The organism is Bradyrhizobium oropedii, from assembly GCF_020889685.1.
Lineage (GTDB): Bacteria > Pseudomonadota > Alphaproteobacteria > Rhizobiales > Xanthobacteraceae > Bradyrhizobium > Bradyrhizobium oropedii.
On record NZ_JACMYO010000019.1, the window covers coordinates 11,529 to 30,719 of the forward strand.

A 19,191-nucleotide genomic window follows, 5' to 3' on the forward strand; every position below is an offset into this window, starting at 1 on the left:
CTCCATCCCGGAGGAGGAATGAAGGAAGAACTTGCGCAGCGCCTGCTCGCTCTGGTCATGGAGTGGGACGAGAATCGACTTGCCCAGGAACTTCCGCGATTGGATCGGATGGCCCGGTTCAAGTACGACGAGTATCAGCAGTTCGGTCCCGGTCAAAAGTTTCTCGAAGCCCTTTGCCTCTGGTTGAAGCAGTTCGCCACCAAAGCCGAACGTGAGATTGCCTACGCCTTCGTGCGCGATCGCGTCGTCTTCGTTTCTGCAGCCGACATGCGCCATCTCGTCGAGTCCAGTTTCCCCGACGTTATCCGCCCGTCCTTGATCGCCGATGTCGCCAATTCCATCGGAATCGCTCCCCATTGCATCACTGAAGTGGTCCGTCATCCCGACTATCAACGTTCGCTGCGTCAGACGCTCTTCCTGGGGCTGAGTGACGGCTCGAGAATGGATATCTTTCGGCGGGCAGCTTCCCTCGACAATGAGCAAGTCTGGCAGGCGTACGAAATCGGTAAACCGAAATCGGCGGGGATGCTCAAAGACCTGCAATCAGCCCTCGGCGATACGAATGCCCAGTTCGCCAGGATCGTGCTGATCGACGATTTTTCGGCGAGCGGCATTTCCTATATCCGCAAAGAGGAGGATCAGTGGAAGGGCAAGCTGGTCAAGGCATTGAAGCAGTTTCAGCCTAACGAAGACGCGTCCTGTCTGATCAAGTATTCTGCGATCAAGATGCACATCGTTCTGTATGTGGCGACCAAGGCGGCCGTCGATTACATCGGCGACAAGTTGGCGACCTACTGCAAAGAGCAATCGATCCCCGTCCCAAGCATCACCGCCGTCTACGAGCTTGCGCCCGACATGGCCCTCGCCTCCCTTCGCGACAAGGAGTTTCTCGCGCTGGTCGATTCCAATTCCTACTATCGTACTCGCCCCCTTGATGAGCACGAGGCAAAGGGAGGAACAGACACTATCAAGCGCGGCTTCGCGGCCTGTGGCTTGCCGCTGGTCCTGGCCCACAACTGCCCTAACAATAGCATCTATCTGCTCTGGGCCGATCCTCTCGAAGTCGGCAGCGCGCGTGGCCTCTTCCCGCGCATTGTGCGTCACCGCGAGGTCTCATAGTGGCTCGAAATGCCTTTGCCATCCGGACCTCGGAGACATCGTCCCCCGACGACGTATTCTCGCGATACTTTGCGCCCGAGGTTCTGAGTATTCTCCCGCAGGATCTGTTCGCCACAAGTGCGCTGGTGCTGCGAAGCGCCCCTGGCGGGGGCAAAACATCGCTTCTGCGAATATTTACCCCAGGTCCCCTGATCCAGGTCATTCGTAATCGTCATCTCTCTCCGCACGACGAAATTCATCGAAGCCTGGCTCAGCTGGGCGTGGTCGACGAGGCGACGGCGCTCGCATTTGGAATCCTCGTTCCCTGCGCGAGTGGATACGCCGAAATCGGCCCTCAACTTGAAGAACGCACCTCTCGCGCGCTGTTTCGCGCTCTGGTGAATGCTCGCATCATCCTCAGGTCGTTGCGAGCACTGTGCACGCTCCATGACCTCGATTATCCCAATGGCTTGGGCACGATCACCTGCGAGTACGCCGCATCGCTGTTCGACGAGGGGCCCATTCCGCGAAACGCCGACCTCGGCGCCCTGCGCGCATGGGCCGAGGACGTCGAGTCTCGCTGCTTCGCTCAACTCGACGCCGTCGGAAACACGTCCGTAGATCTGCCGCTTCACATGCAATTTGATGCTGTGCTGTGGCTGTCGCAGGTGTCATTCGTCATTCATGGCAGGATCGTCGCAGCAAAGCCAATCGTCATGTTCGACGATGTCCATCGGCTCCGCCCTTGGCAAAGAACTCTGCTGTACAGCGAACTGCTCGATCACAGACAGGGGGCATCCGTCTGGTTCGCCGAACGAACCTATGTGATCAATCCTTCTGAGCTTTTGACAGGCGCGATCCCGCGACGGGACTACGAAGAAGTGCGCATGGAGCAAGCCTGGAGCACGGCCAAATCCAAGCAGTATCTGAACTTTGTGACGTCGATCGCGAACCGACGCATGGCACAGATGCGCACCGATCTGGAGAGCTTCGGCGACTATCTTTCGAACACTGTCACGGACTACGCGACTCAAGACAAAATCGCAAAGGCCCTGCCGGAGATGGAGCAGAGTGTTCGCGACCTTGCAAGTGGTAGCGGCCTCTTCGACGAGTGGATCTCCAGCGCGGCTTCCTCCACGGCAGAACCTTTCGACAAGGCGATCGAATGGACCCGAATTGGCATTCTCATCACGCGAGAGAAGCAGAAGGTTCAAGCATCCCTGGATCTAGCGCCCCTGTCGGACGACGATCTGGAAGGGCGGACAGGCTCTGGCGTGCCCGCCGCTGCGGAGCGGTTTGTTTGTCGCAGGCACGACGTACCCTATTTCTACGGAATTGACCGCGTGGTGCGGCTCAGTTCCTACAATGTCGAGGAATTTCTCCAGATCTGCGCAGTCCTATATGACCATATTTATGCGCAGAAGATCACGCGCTCACGTGGCAGCGGTCCGTTATCGGTCAGCGCAAAAATTCAGAACGACGCCCTGACCAAACTTGCCGAGAAGAGATTTAAGGAGCTGCCACGCCTGTTCGCGCTCGGCCCCCAGGCGCAACGCCTCATCGAAGCAATCGGGCTCATGTGCCGTGAGAAAACCTACGAGCCAAACGCTCCTTATGCACCTGGCGTGACGGGTATTGCCCTTTCCACGCAGGATCGCGAGGCACTGGTGCAAGCCGGCCGGGACGGTCCCGGCAACCCGTATTTCGAACTCGCATCCACGATCAGTTCTTGCGTGGCGCAAAATCTGTTCGAGGTGCGCGACAATCACAAGCAGGACAACAAGACGTGGGTCGTTCTGTATCTAAACCGGCTATTTTGCGCGCAATTTGATCTTGTCTATCACGTTGGCGGTTGGCAGCGCGTCTCTCTTCGACGGCTTCAGGATTGGTCGCGCGGGGTGGTACCGCGCGCGAATGAAAAGATAACATTGGTCTGATAGCATGTGGTGGGACCCCTACAATCTATATCGATCCGACCAGTTCAGTGCCTTTTGGCGCAAACACCTGGAAGATCGAGAGCGACGCCTGCTGTTCATCGTCGGAGCGGGATTTGATCCGCGCGTGATGGGCCCGGCGAAGGAGATCATTGCCTGCGGGCCTGACGCCGCGCGCAAGTGCCTGGCAATCGACATGTCGGAGGGATATGGCACGGACGCCGCGGCCTCCAAACTTGGCAAGAAAAACCTCACCGGCCTGAAGACGCTGTTTCCTGACGGTCGTCTCGAGGTCAGAGAACTGGTCACGACCGACACGGATGGAATTCGAGACGTTTCGCGGAGTGCCGCAGTTCTATTTGCCGATTTTGAGACCTGGATATCCGATTATACCGACATCATTGTCGACATCAGCGCGCTCCCTCGCCTCGTCTATCTCACTCTGCTCAACACGTTGCTTACCCATCTTGTGAAGCCTGGCTCCGAAACACCACTTGGTTCCGCGATCAACCTTCACGTCGTTTATGCGGAATCCGCGGTGATTGATAATGCCATCACCAAATTTGAGATCGATACGGATCTTGCACCTATCCAGAGCTTGGGGATCCGGCTCGACGAAGAGGCTTCATTGGGCTGGCCGGTCGTTTGGTTTCCGGTGCTCGCGGAGGACGTGCTCGAGCAGCTCACCCGCATCGGCGAACGCACCAATCCCGATGAGATCTGCCCGGTATTGCCCATTCAGTCCGCGGATGCTCGTCGCGGCGACAACATCATAAATGCGTTGGGCGAGTTTCTGTTTGACCGCTACGACGTCGATATCCGCGACATCTTGCGGGCGACCGAATGGAACCCGTTCCAGCTTTATCGCTCGCTGATGCAGACGATGGCGCGCTACGAAGACAGTCTCAAGCTCGCCGGCGGCGCAAAATTTGTCCTGTCGCCCTTGTCGAGCAAAGGCCTGTCGATTGGATGCTTGCTGGCGGCCTTTGAGAAGCGGGCGACCGGCAATCGCGCGGCCGTCCGTGTCGGCATGGCGCATGTCGAATCCCGGCGATATGAAGCGGCCAAGATACAATCGAATCCACAATATCAGCTCATTTCCGCCTGGGTCGCGGGCGAGTGCTATAGCGTCACCGCTCAACAAAAGCAGAGCGAAGAGGCGCGGCAAGCGCTTGTCACCGCGGACGCCAAATGACGGTCTCCCCAGCCGATCGACGCGGGCTCGATTAGTGTCGGCACATTGCCAAGCCGCGGCGCAGCTGCGAAGTGACGAGACTCGTCCTGCCTTTGCGAAGCTGCGGTCTTCACAGCGCCCGTGTAGTCGCCGGTTTGCCGTTCGAACGGCTCTCGCTATAGTTGCGTGATCGCTCTTTGTCAGCAACAGCATGCAAGAGGCATGGCATGGCACGAGGCCTCATCAAGGTCGTCCAGACCGGTAGTCCGATCCGACGACCGGCGTATCAGCGGCGCACGCTCATAGGTCTGGGGCTCAACAAAATTGGACGCGTGCGAACCTTGGAGAACACCCCTTGCGTTCACGGATGATCGACAAGGTCAAGCACATGCTAACGATCCTTGTCGAAATCAAGGAGCTCTCCTTCCGCCGCTTCAACGCGCTCGCAGGCTATTCGCGCGATCCAGCGACGGTTACCGTGTTCGAAGAAGCGGAATGGTACGCCACCGGCGACGAACGGGTCATCGGCATGGTCGTTCGAGATATCGAAGATAACGACTGGGGCTGGATCATTCTGGGCCGCGACGAACGGCTCCGCTATCGCGCAATCGACGCCAACAGTTCCATGGCGTCCATCGCGGACGCGCGGCGCGACCTCATGAAAGAAATGGAATTTCATAATGGGGAGCCCGACGAGGCCTTCCATCAGGCAGACGCGCCGGGCGCGCCCATGGACTTCCTCACACCTATCGTATCACCGGATCAACTAAATCAAGGCTTCCGTATCTTGCTTTCAGAGGCCCGCTACTCGCCGGCCCGCGAGATCATCGAAGCTATGATGCGATTCTACGAGGACATGGACGGCAATTTTGTCGAGCAATTGCCGACGACGGCATTCGACGCGCGATTGTGGGAATTATATCTGTTTGCGACCTTTGCCGAGCTCGGTTACGCACCGGCGCCGGAGCTTGCAATCCCTGACTTCATCTTCCTGGGCCCGGATGGCGCAATCGGAATCGAAGCGACGTCCGTGAATCCAGGCGCGCTGGTCCCCCCGCCCGCCAGTCCTCAGGAGCTGTTGGCTTACATCGAAAACTACGTGCCGATCCGACTTGGCCGAGTTCTGCGCCGAAAGCTCGAGCATCCGACGCCGTATTGGGAGAGGCCGGAAATGGACGGAATTCCGTTCGTTATCGCGGTGCAGGACTTCCATAGTCCCGGCGCCATGAGGTTCATCTCGGCGGCCATGAGCGACTATGTATTCGGCGTTCGGCACAGTCTGGTCGATGGCAGCCCTGAACTCATCGACGAGCATGTTTGGGGTGAGCTTCGCGAGCAGTCCGGCTTCTTCTCATTCCCGAATGCGGAGAATGTCTCGGCCGTCATCGTCAATGCTCAAGGCACGCTACCAAAATTCAACCGGCTCGGTTATCTCGCCGGCTTTGGCAGCAAGCATGTCCGGATGGTGCGCAGCGGCGTTGCGCAAGATGATCAGCATCGAACGCCGTTTGTTCATGTCATTCACGCGCCGCGATATTCCGAGACTTGGGTTGAGGGAATGACCGTCTTTCACAATCCGGGCGCAAGGATTCCGCTCGATCCGGATCTTATTCCGGGTGCCTGTCACCAGTTCCTTCAGCCAGACAACTCGATCGTGTCTCTGGCGCCGCAGTTTCACCCGATGTTTTCAGGAACTTCAATTTGGGTGGCTGGCCGAAGGAGACGTCATCAAGGCTAGCGGCCTCTCAACCGAGCCGCCGGCGCAATTGCGCTGACCTGCTTCCCGCTCCATCCTCTTAGGGCTTCTTCAAGCTCTTCACCAGGCCACCAAGGATCTCGTTGATGCGCGCAGGCGGCAGCAGAGCCGTCATGTTTAGCCGGATCGCCAGTTGACCCTGATCCGACCTGAACGAGGCGTCTACAACCGTCGGATTGAGATCGGCATACTCTTTCGGAACGGAAATCGTCAGTCTGTTGGGATCGATCGCCCGTTCCAGAGCCTTCTTGGCCTGATCGTTGATGTTGATGCCGGCAATGCTGAGAAGCCCGTTTGTTATGAAGACAAACTGCCCGCCGAGCTTCACGTTCGGTTCGCCCAAGACCAAGCCGAGCGACGCATCTCCGGTCTTTTGGAGGTTGACCGGCAGTGTGGCTTCGAATGGCTGGGTGAAACTCTTGTTCTTGATCGGGCTTCCGGGCCGGGTCTTGGGGCAGCCAAACACGTAGTGGCCCCCGAACGGGAGGTCACCCCGGCAGCCCGTTGAGTCCCAGTACGTCTCCGGCACGGGATTTTCAAGGCAGGTCCAGCCGTCGACGTCACCCGATAGCGCGATCACCGCCGTGTCACCTTCAGCCTTCAACGTGCGATCGGTCAGGCTGACGACAGGATTGACCAATGTGAAGCTTTTGCAATTGTCACGTGGCAGCGGCAACGTACCGACGATCTGGGCAAATTTCTGCTGCAAATCGACAAGGCTGGCATCGAGGACAAGCGACAGTTGCAGACCGTCGGCTTTCGTCTCGACCGCAAAATTCATGGTAACCGACGTGTTGACCGTAATGCCTTGCACGTCCTGGCTAAGAACGATCGGGCCGACAGCTATTCGATCACTTTGCGCGGCCGCGGGAGCATTGGCCGGAGCGGTCTCGGCGATCGCCGCCGTGCACAGAGCAAACCAAAACACGATCAGCAGGCCACGCACGCCGCACCTCTTCGGTCAGATCCTGCTTGAACATAACGAAGAACGTTTGGGCATTCAACCAGTGCGTTTACGCACCTTTAAGTTCCCGTGTCAACAGTTTTGGGCCTTTTCTCGAGGCGGCGGATTTGCCAAATTGACGAAGGTCGCACGACACAGGTTATGAAATCACACCCATGCTTCCTCTTGCAAAATTCTGGACTTGGCTCGGCAACTACTACGTTCCGCTCGCCGTTGCGTGGGGCTATTTTGTCCGCAACGGCCCTGATCAAGGCGTAAAAATCTCCAGAGCCTATTGGGGGCTTGGCGTCTCGCTGCTGGTGGGAGTCCTGCTGATATCGACACTGACGCTTTACATAAAGGAAGCACGCAAGGCCAAGGCAGTCGCCATCCCCCCTAACACCACGTTCGAAAGCGACACTGACCGCAACCTCGTCATCTCTTGGGGCTGCGCTGTGACGTACATGGTCAGCCTGATCACCGCGCTGATCGTCTTTGGCAACATGTACGCGGACAGCAAGATCCACGAATGGGAAAAGAGATCCCCTTTGGTCGAGTCGTTCTGGGGAAGCCGCGTAGAAGCATTCACTCGAACTTGCGACAAAAGCTCCTGCTATGCCATGGGAAATCGGTTCGCAGCCGACGGCAAGCCGTTGGAATATGTCGATCAATATCTGCCGTACGTCACCGATCCAGCGCTGGCAGTGTTGGGTCTGCTCCTGTTTGTTTCGATCATTGCCTCACTGCTCGCAATTTTTCGCAAAGCTTCACCCGCGCCCGAAGCGAACGATTACTAGGCTCCTCGTTAAGGAGGACGTGCGTTGTGTTTCCCCGGGACGAGGTCTGGAAGATGATACGTACGAAGCAGATCAGAATCCCCGCCGGATCTTTGAGACTCTACCACCCGAAAACGCGACCGATGTCTCTGCCCAATTTGGGGATGAATGCGTTCTCCCCGCCCAAAGGCGTCGCCCACGTCACGTCCTTGATTTCGATTCCTGCGACATTCTTCAGGAACTTGACCGCTTCATTGTTTTCGCCAGGCCCCTTTGTGATGTCGTGAATTGCGTTGTTGACTGCCACGACAATGGAATTCCCCGGGCCGAAGCAACCCGATCCCCCAATGCCCTTTGAAAAACATTTGCCAAATTCGTTGAATGTCAGCCAGCCTGCCGTGCAAGCCGCCGCCGTGACCGGCACTCCTCCAGATGACGCCGCACATTGCGCCGCGATCATCCATTCCTGATTCATTTTTGGCCCTGCCGCACAAAGCGCCATGCCCGCATAACTGCCGGACTGTGTAGCGCAATTGAGCAAGCGCCGTTCCTCCTCACCGAGGAACGAGCCGGCGATGCACCCCCCAAAAGCCTGCGCGTTGTTCGATTGCGACGCACAAGCTAGTGCCTGACGGACCTTGGGATCCTTGACGAAGGACTGTGTGCAGGTCGCGATCAGATCGACGGCTGCCTTGCCGTTCGTGATGCACCGGATCGCAGTCAAGGTGTCCCGGATGGCAGGCTTCTCATTCGCAATACAGCTCAGCACGTTTTCCCTGTCGCCGGAATATCTCGGAAAGCAGGATGACGGCCCCTGCAGTCCTTTTGCGAAGCAGCTCGCCTGCCACCCGTCGGAGCCGGAAGCCTTTCTTAAACAATCCAGGTCCGCCGAGCTCAGATTTGCGTCGGCCAGGTTTCCGCAGCTGAGCAGCGCCGAAGCACCCGATTGCGCAGCCCTGAGGCATCGGACCATCGCAAGCGTGGATTGCGCATTAGGCAAATATTCTGCGCATTGGAGTTTGTCGGCGCCGCGCTCGTTGAGGCATTTGCCAAGCTTGATCGCCGAGTCATCGAGACTGACGCCCACACAGGCCGACGCTGCTTCGGCCGCATTTGTATGCTTTGATAGGCAATCCTTTGCTTCGACCCAGGCTTTGGAAGCGCCGGCGTTGACGCAGCTGAGAGGATCACCCCTTGCGCTGCTCAAACATTCGATTTGTGCGCGCCGCACGCCCGCCGACTGCAACAGGCAATTTGCGAGTTCGCCACTTTGGGCTTTCTGATCGCATGTCGATATCGCGTTCGCGCTCCTGACAATACCGATCGCGCAGTCGACATACCCCTTCTCGTCCTTCTTGTGGTCATCGAGACACTTGTTCACCTGATCCATGTTCGGCAGCGTCAATTGAACATTGAGCGGCGTGTTCCAATCAAGTTTTTGACTGGTCAGATAGGCCGAGGCTGAAAGCGCCCCGAATCCGAGCTCGCAAACCCCGCGCTTCACGCAGCTCTGAAGCACCTGTGGCGTCACCACGCTACCGGAGCATGCGTACATCTCGAGGATCGTGCGCGCGTCCTGGGCGAGGCATTTCAAAACAACCTCACGCAATCCAATCGGCTTCCAATCCGCCGGTGGCTTAAACGGCTCCGGCATCTGCCAAACGCGAACGTCAGCGCCCATCCCGAGCCATTTGGCGAGTTCGGCGGCTTTCTCGGCCCGCTCCTTGTCTGTGTATGAGGCGATCATAATTTCCCACTTTCCCGTCTCGTTGAAAGGGGGAAAGAGATCGAACTGGATCGACTTGTAGTTCGACAGCAGCGAATTCAGCAGACCATTGATCTCGCTGCGGCTCGCGGCAGACCGAACGATCGTGAAATAGGACGACGCCAGCGTGACCTCGCTGGGCTGATCGTTCAATCGGCCAGAGAGCATGGATGACGCCGTCGCCTTGTCGCTCAGCAGAGCGTCATACGTTTTGCCGTTACAGACGATCGTTCGGGCGGCGTCGGTTGAGATGGTGCACGGATTCCAGTCAGTGTCTTCGACGAGGTACTCTGGAGCCAGCCAGACGTCTGGCAGCGCCGATATCGCCAGCGCTCTGGCCAGGTCGCGCGCCCTTGTTGCCGTGCCGACGGGAACATAGGATGCGAAGGAGAGCAGCCATTGCCCGTTCGCACCGCGCGGCGGGTAGAGCTCGAAGCTCTCGTACGGGTAACTGTATCGCGCCTGTGCGAATGCGTTGATGGCATCGGTAGGATTTTCGTGTCGCGACAATATTGTGAAATAGCGCCGCGCGCTGCGGGCGCCTTGGCGACTCTGAAGCCTCTCGTTCTGAGGCGTCACTTCCTTACCAAGCTTCGAGATCCTCGCGACATATTCCCGCGTCAAGCAGGGCCTAGCCGTCAGCGCGTAATCGGGGCTCACCCAGCGCCACAGGTCGCATCGGGTCGAAAGACCTGCCTCCCAGGCAGCCTGCTCGTCGACCAGTCTGCTTCGAGGCGCGCCCTGCAGCGCAGCTAGTGCTCGCCGATAGACCGATGTGGTCTCGCTGGCCAGGACACTCAACTCGCCATCGAAGCAGACAATATGCGCTGGCGATGATGTTAGGCTGGTAGAGCAATCCGAGTTCTTCGCCAACTGCGCGGACGCACCGCCGGCCTGCGAGATCCATAGCAGGCCCGCCAGCACGATCGCTAAGACAGCGCGCATAGCTCCGTGGGCTCTGATAGTCAGAAGCAAGAACGCGAAGCGTCCTAAAACACGCCCTAATGGGGCGGCTGGCGATACGAACATAAAAACCCCTCGACGAAATAAGCGCTTCTTTAAGAGGGACAGTGCAATACGTTTCGACCTCTACGTGCAACACGTAGAAAAGCATAGTGAACAACATTACTCGCATTTGTTGCGTCGTTGCAACATCGAAGAGTCTTCCGTCCTAACTGGACGGCAACCCATCCACGCAACACAACATCCCGAAAAGAGAACTGAAATGATAGCTGGACTCAAAACTCCGAAGGAGTTTCTCACGCACGTGGTCGATCCGGACATGAAGTCATTTGCGGGACCCGGACTGACGGAGCTGCGGCTGGCCTATCACGCGTGCAATTCGCTTCTCTCGCTCAGCGACTGGGTGATCGAAACGCACCAGGGCAAGCGCTGGACCTATCGGGGCGCGCCTCGTCCGGCCATCCCTTCAGGCAAGAAAGACTTCCTAAAGCAGCTTTGCGAGCTGGAACCTCATTTCGCGATTGTTGCGGATATCGCCAACGCAACAAAGCACCTGGTGCTCAATCAGAGGCGGACGGCGCTGGAAGGTGCGCCCGACATACAGGTCCGACTGAGCGGCGGCTTCGATCCCCGCAGCCACGGCATGGGCGGCGGCGCGTTATATTCGCTACCTCGCCTGAGAATCCTTGTCCGCAATGGGCAGGACTACGTCGACGTGCGGATGGCTGCCGGAAGAGTACATGAACTTTGGAAGGAGCTGATCGAGGAAAACGGCTGGTGAACGATCTCAAGCTCGACATCAGCTGAATGGCGTCGCAATCCATCCGCCAGTGCCGCATTCTCTCCGACCCGCGTCCCGAGGTTGGCCCGAAAGCCAGGGGACAATGTGTGCGCAGCGCCGGTCATGCAGCCCCGCAGGACGGCTGCTCAAAGGATTCGAATGCGGCAGAACAGTCGTCGGCGCACGAAGGACTCGATTACAGCGATGAGCTGATTTGAGCCGGTTTGTACGGCGGTTGTATGAAAATCGAGAGCGGGCGGAAAAATCGGCGTCCAAAACACACGCAATCGACTGTTTTGATAGAAATCGATTTGGAGCGGGTGAAGGGAATCGAACCCTCGTGTTCAGCTTGGAAGGCTGATGCTGCCCTCGGACTCTTGCAATATCAGCTGCTGGTCACACCTGAATTCCAAGCATGGTCCATATGGCAATCTGGGTCGCGTCCGGCAGTTCGATGCGAAGGACATGGCCTCAACATGCGACAAGGCGAAGATTGTTTGTCGCTCCTGTAAGTCCAAACGGCACCCCAGAGACGACGACAGCTAGGTCGCCCGATCTAACAAAGCCTTCACGGTGCGCGGCTGCTGTGGCGATCTGCGTCATCTCCTTATAGCCGGAAGGATCGCTGGACACGGCGCTGTGCACTCCCCACGACAAGCACAAGCGCCGAGCCACCCTCTCATCCGGAGTAAGGGCGAGGATCGGCACTGGCGGCCGGCTGCGCGAAATCCGAGCGGCCGTCGTCCCGCCTGCCGTGAAGCCGATGATGACCTTGGCGCCAATGGTAGCGGCAAGATCTGCGCCTGCAGCCGCGACGGCATGCGAAGGGGTGCTCTCCACGTCAGCTCGAGAAGCCTCGATCAGCGGCCGATAGAGGTGATGCCGCTCCGTACTTTTGATGATGCGATCCATCATGGCGACCGATTCGATCGGATACGCCCCGCTTGCCGATTCAGCAGACAGCATCACTGCATCGGCTCCATCATAGATGGCGGTCGCGACATCTGAGGTTTCCGCGCGCGTCGGCGTTGGCCCTGCCACCATGGAATCCAACATTTGCGTTGCGACGATGACGGGTTTTCCGGCACGCCGACAGGCGCGCACGAGCTCCTTTTGCCGGCCAGGCACCTCCTCGGGCGGGATTTCGACGCCAAGATCACCGCGCGCGACCATAACGCCGTCTGACAAGCTGATGATGTCGTCGATGCGATCGAGCGCCATCGGCGTCTCGAATTTCGCAATCAGACCTGCTGCCTCTCCGATCAGGGCGCGCGCCTCGATCAGGTCGGACGGTTTCTGAACAAAGGACAATGCGACCCAGTCGACCCCGAGATCAATGCCGAACGCGAGGTCGGTCCGATCTTTTTTGGTGAGCGGAGATAAGTCGAGCACCGCCCCCGGCACGTTGAACCCCTTGTGGTCCGAGATCGGGCCCCCAACCGCCACTTGCGCAACGATTTCTCCATCTCCTGGCTCGGTGACCCTCAAGCGCACCCGGCCATCATCAATGAGAAGTTCTTGTCCGGGATGGACGGCTGCAAAAATCTCCGGATGAGGCAAGGGTATCGATTGCTTTGTTCCTTTGGCTCCATCGATCACAAAGCGGACCGTTTCACCAGCACGCAAAACCAGCCTGCCTTCTTCAAGGGAGCCGATGCGGAGCTTTGGACCTTGGAGATCCTGCAGGATGCCTATCGGCCGGCCGAATTCCCGCTCGAGTTCACGGATACACACATAGACCTTGGCATGGTCTTCATGGGTTCCGTGACTGAAGTTTAGCCGAAAGATATCTGCCCCGGAAAGGTACAGAGCACGTATCTTCTCAAGTCCGGCACTTGCCGGGCCGACGGTTGCCACGATCTTGGCGTGACGCGAGCGACGCAACGTATCCCTCCATGTGAAAAAATGCGATAGATCTAGCGCTAAAGTCCAAAGCAGTGGCTTAAGGACCGCGTTCGACGGCGGTTGAGCAAGCCAACGTCCTCTTCGTCAGTCGCGCTCAACACCATGCGATGGAAGCTATTGGCAAAGTGAATCCTGCTTTGAATCGATCCATGACAACCATTGTTTCAATGCGCTTTATGTCTGAACCTTCGTCGGTAAGACGCCGGGCAAACCGCTCGTAATCTTCCATATCGTTTACGGTAACTAGCAAGACGACGTCGGCTAGACCCGTAACGTAGAACGCGCTCATCACCTCGGGCATCTTGCGAATTTGTCGCTTTAGGCGATCAACGGTGTCGGCACGCGCGCGCTCTAACGAAATCAGGACCACTGCCGTCACATTCCGCCCAATTGCTTTTGGAGAAATGATGGAAACGTCGGCCTCTATGATACCCTTGGATCGAAGGCGCTTCAGCCGACGTTGAACTCCGGATGCGGATAGGCCGACCTTCCCTCCAAGTTGTTCGCTACAGAGGCGATTGTCTCGTTGGACGAGATCAAGAAGACGAAAATCGATCTTGTCGAGTTGCATCACTGCCTCGCGGCCAACGGATTGCGATCGCCTCGGGGAAGCAGACGCCTGCGCGGCTTGTCCTGACATTTTCGATTCGTCACTACGCAGCCAAGCTGCTGAACGATCGATTTTCTCCCGCTGTCATATGCCTTGTAACACCTATGGGACCCCAGCCCTTTGTGATACATCGAAGACAGTTGGTGCGGCGATCTCACCGTCCGCCGGGGCTTACCACCTCGAACCCGGCCGCCATCTCGAGAATGTCGCGCGTCGGGAACCCACGTCCGCTGCCGATGAGAAGGCTGTCCGGCTCCGGTTCTATCGATGCGCGCCCCGGACCCGAACACATACTCCCCCGCCACGCACGAGTGTGGTTGACGGTCAAGCTCCGGAAGCGACGGCTTTTTGCTCCTGATCTGCGGAAAGCACTATTGCGTTGACGGTGCGATATGCGAATACGATGGCGGGACCGATTGTTATGCCTGCCCCGGGATAAACTCCGCGCATCGGCGAAGTCATGTCGTTGCCGCAAGCGTAAATACCCTGGATTGCGTTGCCTTGTGTATCCAGGACGTTTCCGTAACTATTGGTCGCCAATCCCGTCGCCGTGCCTAGCGTTGCCGGGACGATCGGCAACGCGACAAATGGCCCGTGTTTGATTGGTCCAAGATTTGGATTTTTTCCCACGGTCGGATCGCCGAGCGTACGATTGAAGGCCGATTCCCCACGCATAAAGAGGGGGTCCCGTCCTTGGGCAGCGTGCGCGTTGTGTTCCTCGATCGTTTTTTTTAGCACAGCGGAATCCAGTCCCAGCTGCTTTGCGAGCTCCGAAATCGTTTCACCTGCCTTGATGTAGCCAAGGCGGACATATTTACCGATGCTCAACGTCCAGGGCCATGGCAGCAGGTGTCCCATGCCCCTCAATCGCACGAACTGGTGATCGCAGATGAAGTAGAATCGCTTATCTTCTGGATATCCGTTTTCAAACATTGCCAGGCAAATATCGTGGTACGAATTCGATTCGTTGACGAAACGTCTGGCATTTGGACCGACAGCAATGACTCCAGGACGGCCGCGGTCGAGCCAGCCGTATGGGACAACCTGAGACCCCCTACCGCGTTTCAGGATTGAAACTGGGGTCCAGAAGCCGGCGGATGCGACATCTTTGTCGACGGCGGCCCCGAGCGCGGTTGCAAGCCCAATGCCGTCACCATTAACATCGGTGTGGGCCAAGGTAAGGTCGTGCTGGTGTGCACCACTGAGGTCCGCCCTCAATTGCGCGTTCCGGGCAAAGCCGCCAGTTGCGAGAACAACACCACGCGAGGCATGCACGCAGACGTCAAGGTTGATCCTCTTGACGACGGCACCCGTGACGCGCCCGCCTTCCTTGATGAGTTCGAGCGCTGGAGAGGATGGCCAAATCTCCACGCCGTACTCGCGCAGGCTCACCAGCAGCCGCGCGATCAAGGCATTCCCGCCGCTGAGCTCAGTGCCACGCCTGAAGCTGAGTCGATCCCGCGCATAGCGGCTCAGGCGAGTGAAGACGTGCTTGAGCGACACAACAGATTGGAGCGGGTTGAGAAAGCTTCTCACCTCACTTGATGAGATCATCATGCCCCCGAGCACAAGCCGAATGGGGTCGCCAATCAAATCGAAGTCTTTGCCTAGAAGCCGCCCATCATAAGGAGCCGGACTCAGTGCCCGTCCCCTATCAGCGCCGCCAAGTTGGCTCGAGTGATAATCGGGTGTAGAGGCCAGGGTAAACTTGACGCTCGTGCCGTTCTCGAGCGCGGTCAACGCCCCTGGGCCGTCTTCAAGATAAGCATCAATGAATTGCGCACGATAATGAACGCCAAGTTCATGCTGCAGATATGTCCTCGCATTGGCGATGGTGTCATCGATGTTAACCGCGCGCGCCTGAGCAGAACAAGGAACCCAGATCATGCCATTCGACAGGGCCGTCGTTCCGCCAAGTCGCGGAGATTTCTCGCATACAATAACGCGCAGTCCGGCCTTTGCCGCATAGAGCGCCGCCGACAGTCCAGCCGCGCCGCTGCCGATCACGACGACATCTGTTTCCCAGTCCTGATCCGGTCTCGCCCCCCCTTTGGAGGCGAAAGCGATCGTGTCAGGTTTAGCACGGTTATTTGGCGTGTTCATGCGGCCTCGCTGCACGTGTTGCAGTGAACGTCAATGAGTCTGCGGAAGCGGGACAGCTTTGAATTCCGCCGCCGCTGCTTTCACCGCCCGCTCAATTGGAATTCTTTCGATTGAGGATGCGCCAACAAAGCCGACACACTCGGTCGCCCGATAGACCTCGACCGTATCTTCAGGCTCGGCAATTGCCCCACCATGGCAAAGCGAGAGCACGTCCGGCCGGACGCTTCGCGCCGCTGCGTTGATCTCGTTGATGCGTCGGATTGCTTCTTTTATGGATTGGCCGTCCTCATGACCGACAAGCCCGCCGCGTGTTGCGCCGACATGGGGGACGATGCAGTCGGCCCCTGCACTTGCCATGGCTTTGGCGTCTTGAGGGCTCGCGACATAGGCCAGCGAAAAGATATTCTTCTTGCGCGCGAGAGCGATCAGTTCGACCTCACGTTCAAAGCCGAGGCCGACGCGGCCGCGGCGGTCACGCCAGTTGTCACCCATGGTGGAGATCGTCGGATAGTTGATGACGCCGGAGAACCCTGCAGCCCAGAACTTGTCCAAAAGATCATCGAGGTCGAGCCGGAGAGGATCCCAAGCCTCGATACCGCCAACCACCGGCACCGAAGACACCACATTACGAATTTCCGCCGCAAGCTCGAGCGTGCGCGCGTTGGAATCGCCAATCCGGCTCGTGGGAAGCCCCATCAGACGCGATAGGCCGGTCGAGTAGACCACCAGCATGTCGGCACCTCCAAGAACGGCACATTTGGCGACCAGGCCGCAGCTACTACCTGCCGCGAGAATTGCTTTTCGCTCCGCCACCTGTCCTTCGATCCTGGAAAGAATTTCGGTTCGCTCAAACATCCGCATGGGATGAACCTCCTTGCGTGAGTTGTTCCAGGATCCATGCTGCGGCAGCCTCGGCGAACTCGCCATCGTTAATGTGACAGTTCAGGTCGCGGACCATGACATGCGCGGGGACATGTTCCTTGACCGCGTCCAGCCAAGCCTTGTCGGCGTCGGGATCGTAGAAGATGCCCCCTTGGCGGTCGTAATCGGACACGCCTTTCGCCGGCCAAAGGACCATTGTGGGTCCTTTTGCTCGCGATAGCCGTTCGGCCGTGAGCCGGCCAATGCTCGCGTTCTCAGACGCAGTTGTGCGCATGAGCGTCGTGTAAGGCGTATGGGCGTAGAACTGGCGACCGCGAAACTGATCAGGAACGCTCGATGGCAAGCCAAAATTGACCATATCGACCGCACCGGGCGCGATCACTTGCGGAATCTTTTGCCGCGACGCTGCCTGGAGCCGATCCGGACCGGCGCTTGCGGTGCCTCCAACGATTTCGTCTGCGAGCTCCGTTGTGGTCAAATCAATGACGGCGTCGAATTCACCAGCCGCGATCAGCTGCTCCATCTTACGACCGCCCGCCCCGTTCGCCGGAAAGACGATGGCGTCTACGCAGGCATCGGCAAGCCGCGCTGCGCACTGATTGGCCGCCGGCGTGGTCACGCCGAAGGCAGTGATCGCAACGATCTTCTTGTCTCGTCCAAGCTTGACGGGAGCATAGCGCGTGGCCGCAATGGCCCGCCCCGCGTTTTCGAGCACCCTTGTGGTAAAGGCGTTGATGCCGAAGAGATCGACCAGCGTCGGATAGAGGATGATGTCGCTATGAGTGGCCAATTCGGCGAGTAGCGCAGGCCTTGCGCTGCTCACCAGAAGTTTCGGAAAGCCATAAGGCAGCTCAGACACAACCTCGCCGAAAACCGCGCTCCCCCTGCCCCCCGCAACCCCGACAATCGCGCTGATCGTTCCTGAGCCCAGGAGGTCACCAACCTTAACGCGCGTCCTTTCAGCAATCCGCTTCAGGAGTTCGGCGGGAGCCTTCGCATCGGCTTGTTTGTCGCCGTCATCCCTCTTCGTGCCGACGTCGACCAGGATGGTCGTGCGGCCACAGGCCTCGATAATGTCGGCGAGATAAGATGCCTCGCGGCCCTTGGTATCCAGCGTGGCCACGATCGCGACCGCGTCCGTGGTCGCGGATCCAGTCGCCAGTTCGGACAGGTTACCATCCCGGGCCGACCTTTGGTCGTCCGTACAATGGTGAGACACGATCTTCCTCCCAGAACCATTCCTAACAACAGGTGGTCTAGACCCGGCTATACCCGGGTATAAGATCGGTGAAGCGTCCAAATGGGTAAGATTGGGTAGAAACGGTGAGAGCGAGAGTTCCCGGCAAACTTGCCACCCACATGTCGGACATAGCTAAAGGCGCACAATTGCAAGTCTACGCGCCCTCTTTGCGCAGCCTTCCGGCGGGCTCCCTGCTGGTCATGGCGACCCTGCCAATCCTCGACTGGAACGACTGTCTTATGCGAGACTTGCGTACCCTCGACAAGGCAACGTCCGCTCCTCATGTCTATGCGGCGATCCTCATGATCGATCCCTTCGCGTGCTGGGAGGATATTGCCGAATCGTTGAAGGATGCCGGCATCACCGGCGTCGCCAATTTCCCGCCGGCATCTATGATCGAGCGGTCGGCGGCAGGCGTGCCTGTTGATGCCGGACAGGAGCTCGAACTTCGGCGGATGGAATGGTTCACAAGCCTTGGTTTCAAGGCGTTGTTTGCCATCGCGAGCGATTCCGAAATTACCGCGGCGGAGACGCGACTTGGCTCCCATCTGGACGGACTCATCCATCTACCAGCAGAGGCTCTTACACGGACGATGAGCGAGGAGATGGAGCTGGTAAGCCTTGGCCAACATGGATCGTCATTACCAATGTTCGCGCTTTTGGATGGGACGGCTTCGACGCGGCCAACCTGAGCAAAGTGACGAGCGGGACTGCTCTCCAAGATCCGCAGCTTCCTGAGGAGAGGTTTTTCTTGAAAAACCCACAACACTGGCCGCCTTTCCGCGATGAAGCCTGGTTCGTTTCAGGCCTTCGATGAATCATTCTCACTCTGACAGCGCATTTTTCAACTTGGCTGGTGCGGACGCGATCAACAGCGGTCTCAGGGACGTCCTGATATGCGTATCTGGAAGCGTCAACAGCTGGTTCACCATCTGGGGGCATTCAGCGCGCAGTTTGTGCATTTCCTGCTCGGAGCGACAACGCCGGGCTGCCTCGCGAGGTGACCTCGTCGCTAGCAGAATCAGTCGCAGCCGGCGTTGCAATAGGCATTAGCTAGCAGTTGGATGCGGCCCCATCGCTAACTGCTGCTATTGCGGCTATTGTCACAGAATATGGGGCAATCGTCGTGACGCCGCTGAAGAACCGCGGGATCACAGATTTCCGAGCGCGCGACTTTGCGACGGGGGTGCAACGGCATCGGGACAGCGCGCGCGTCCAGGTCGACGAACTCGCCAGCTCCTTTTGAGCCTCGCATGAGCCT

At 58.2% G+C, this 19,191-nt stretch carries 15 protein-coding genes; 8 read left to right on the plus strand and 7 right to left on the minus strand.

Features of this window, described 5'->3' with window-relative positions:
• Window positions 1-18 precede the first annotated feature (18 nt).
• The 5 genes from H8A95_RS07985 to H8A95_RS44370 all read left to right on the plus strand — a co-directional run bounded on the left by H8A95_RS07985 (window position 19) and on the right by H8A95_RS44370 (window position 5,944).
• Window positions 19-1,119 carry a phosphoribosyltransferase-like protein gene (locus tag H8A95_RS07985; protein ID WP_229182683.1) on the plus strand — a complete coding sequence of 367 codons (1,101 nt, stop codon included), beginning with the start codon at window positions 19-21 and terminating at the stop codon, window positions 1,117-1,119.
• Window positions 1,119-3,035 carry an ORC-CDC6 family AAA ATPase gene (locus H8A95_RS07990; RefSeq protein ID WP_229182684.1) on the plus strand — a complete coding sequence of 639 codons (1,917 nt, stop codon included), beginning with the start codon at window positions 1,119-1,121 and terminating at the stop codon, window positions 3,033-3,035. Before H8A95_RS07985 ends, H8A95_RS07990 begins: the two co-directional genes overlap by 1 nt.
• Before the next feature lie 4 nt (window positions 3,036-3,039).
• Complete coding sequence (locus H8A95_RS07995; RefSeq protein WP_229182685.1) at window positions 3,040-4,227, plus strand: hypothetical protein; 1,188 nt, start codon at window positions 3,040-3,042, stop codon at window positions 4,225-4,227.
• Window positions 4,228-4,433: 206 nt separating this feature from the next.
• Entirely contained in the window at window positions 4,434-4,577 is a 144-nt protein-coding gene (rpmD, locus tag H8A95_RS08000; RefSeq protein WP_420839349.1) for a 50S ribosomal protein L30, read from the plus strand.
• Window positions 4,574-5,944: a hypothetical protein gene (locus H8A95_RS44370; protein WP_420839350.1), complete on the plus strand. Its 1,371-nt coding sequence runs from the start codon at window positions 4,574-4,576 to the stop codon at window positions 5,942-5,944. The genes rpmD and H8A95_RS44370 overlap by 4 nt, the downstream gene beginning before the upstream one ends.
• A gap of 58 nt (window positions 5,945-6,002) precedes the next feature.
• Here H8A95_RS44370 and H8A95_RS08005 read toward each other — a convergent pair whose 3' ends face one another.
• Entirely contained in the window at window positions 6,003-6,908 is a 906-nt protein-coding gene (locus H8A95_RS08005; RefSeq protein WP_229182686.1) for a hypothetical protein, read from the minus strand.
• A gap of 173 nt (window positions 6,909-7,081) precedes the next feature.
• Between H8A95_RS08005 and H8A95_RS08010 the strand changes: the two genes are divergently transcribed.
• Window positions 7,082-7,702 (plus strand): hypothetical protein, encoded by a 621-nt coding sequence (locus H8A95_RS08010; RefSeq protein WP_229182687.1) that lies wholly within the window; start codon window positions 7,082-7,084, stop codon window positions 7,700-7,702.
• A 100-nt stretch (window positions 7,703-7,802) separates the two neighbouring features.
• Here H8A95_RS08010 and H8A95_RS08015 read toward each other — a convergent pair whose 3' ends face one another.
• Window positions 7,803-10,391, minus strand: a complete 2,589-nt coding sequence (locus H8A95_RS08015; protein WP_229182688.1) for a lysozyme inhibitor LprI family protein — start codon at window positions 10,389-10,391, stop codon at window positions 7,803-7,805.
• Window positions 10,392-10,671: 280 nt separating this feature from the next.
• Between H8A95_RS08015 and H8A95_RS08020 the strand changes: the two genes are divergently transcribed.
• The gene (locus H8A95_RS08020; protein WP_229182689.1) at window positions 10,672-11,190 is read left to right on the plus strand and encodes a hypothetical protein; all 519 of its coding nucleotides are present in this window, start codon (window positions 10,672-10,674) and stop codon (window positions 11,188-11,190) included.
• Between the two features lie 471 nt (window positions 11,191-11,661).
• Here the strand turns inward: H8A95_RS08020 and pyk are convergent, their stop codons facing one another.
• The 5 genes from pyk to H8A95_RS08045 form a co-directional block, all read right to left on the minus strand.
• Window positions 11,662-13,074: a pyruvate kinase gene (gene pyk, locus H8A95_RS08025; protein WP_229182690.1), complete on the minus strand. Its 1,413-nt coding sequence runs from the start codon at window positions 13,072-13,074 to the stop codon at window positions 11,662-11,664.
• Window positions 13,075-13,189: 115 nt separating this feature from the next.
• Window positions 13,190-13,666: an Lrp/AsnC family transcriptional regulator gene (locus H8A95_RS08030; RefSeq protein ID WP_229182691.1), complete on the minus strand. Its 477-nt coding sequence runs from the start codon at window positions 13,664-13,666 to the stop codon at window positions 13,190-13,192.
• 363 nt (window positions 13,667-14,029) lie between these two features.
• Window positions 14,030-15,808 carry an FAD-dependent oxidoreductase gene (locus tag H8A95_RS08035; RefSeq protein ID WP_229182692.1) on the minus strand — a complete coding sequence of 593 codons (1,779 nt, stop codon included), beginning with the start codon at window positions 15,806-15,808 and terminating at the stop codon, window positions 14,030-14,032.
• 30 nt (window positions 15,809-15,838) lie between these two features.
• Entirely contained in the window at window positions 15,839-16,669 is an 831-nt protein-coding gene (locus H8A95_RS08040) for a phosphoenolpyruvate hydrolase family protein (protein WP_229182693.1), read from the minus strand.
• Window positions 16,656-17,909 carry a Tm-1-like ATP-binding domain-containing protein gene (locus tag H8A95_RS08045; protein WP_338027795.1) on the minus strand — a complete coding sequence of 418 codons (1,254 nt, stop codon included), beginning with the start codon at window positions 17,907-17,909 and terminating at the stop codon, window positions 16,656-16,658. The genes H8A95_RS08040 and H8A95_RS08045 overlap by 14 nt, the downstream gene beginning before the upstream one ends.
• A gap of 140 nt (window positions 17,910-18,049) precedes the next feature.
• On the opposite strand from H8A95_RS08045, the gene H8A95_RS08050 reads away from it, so the two are divergent.
• On the plus strand, window positions 18,050-18,622 hold the full coding sequence (locus H8A95_RS08050; protein ID WP_229182695.1) for a hypothetical protein: 573 nt from the start codon (window positions 18,050-18,052) through the stop codon (window positions 18,620-18,622).
• Window positions 18,623-19,191 lie beyond the last annotated feature (569 nt).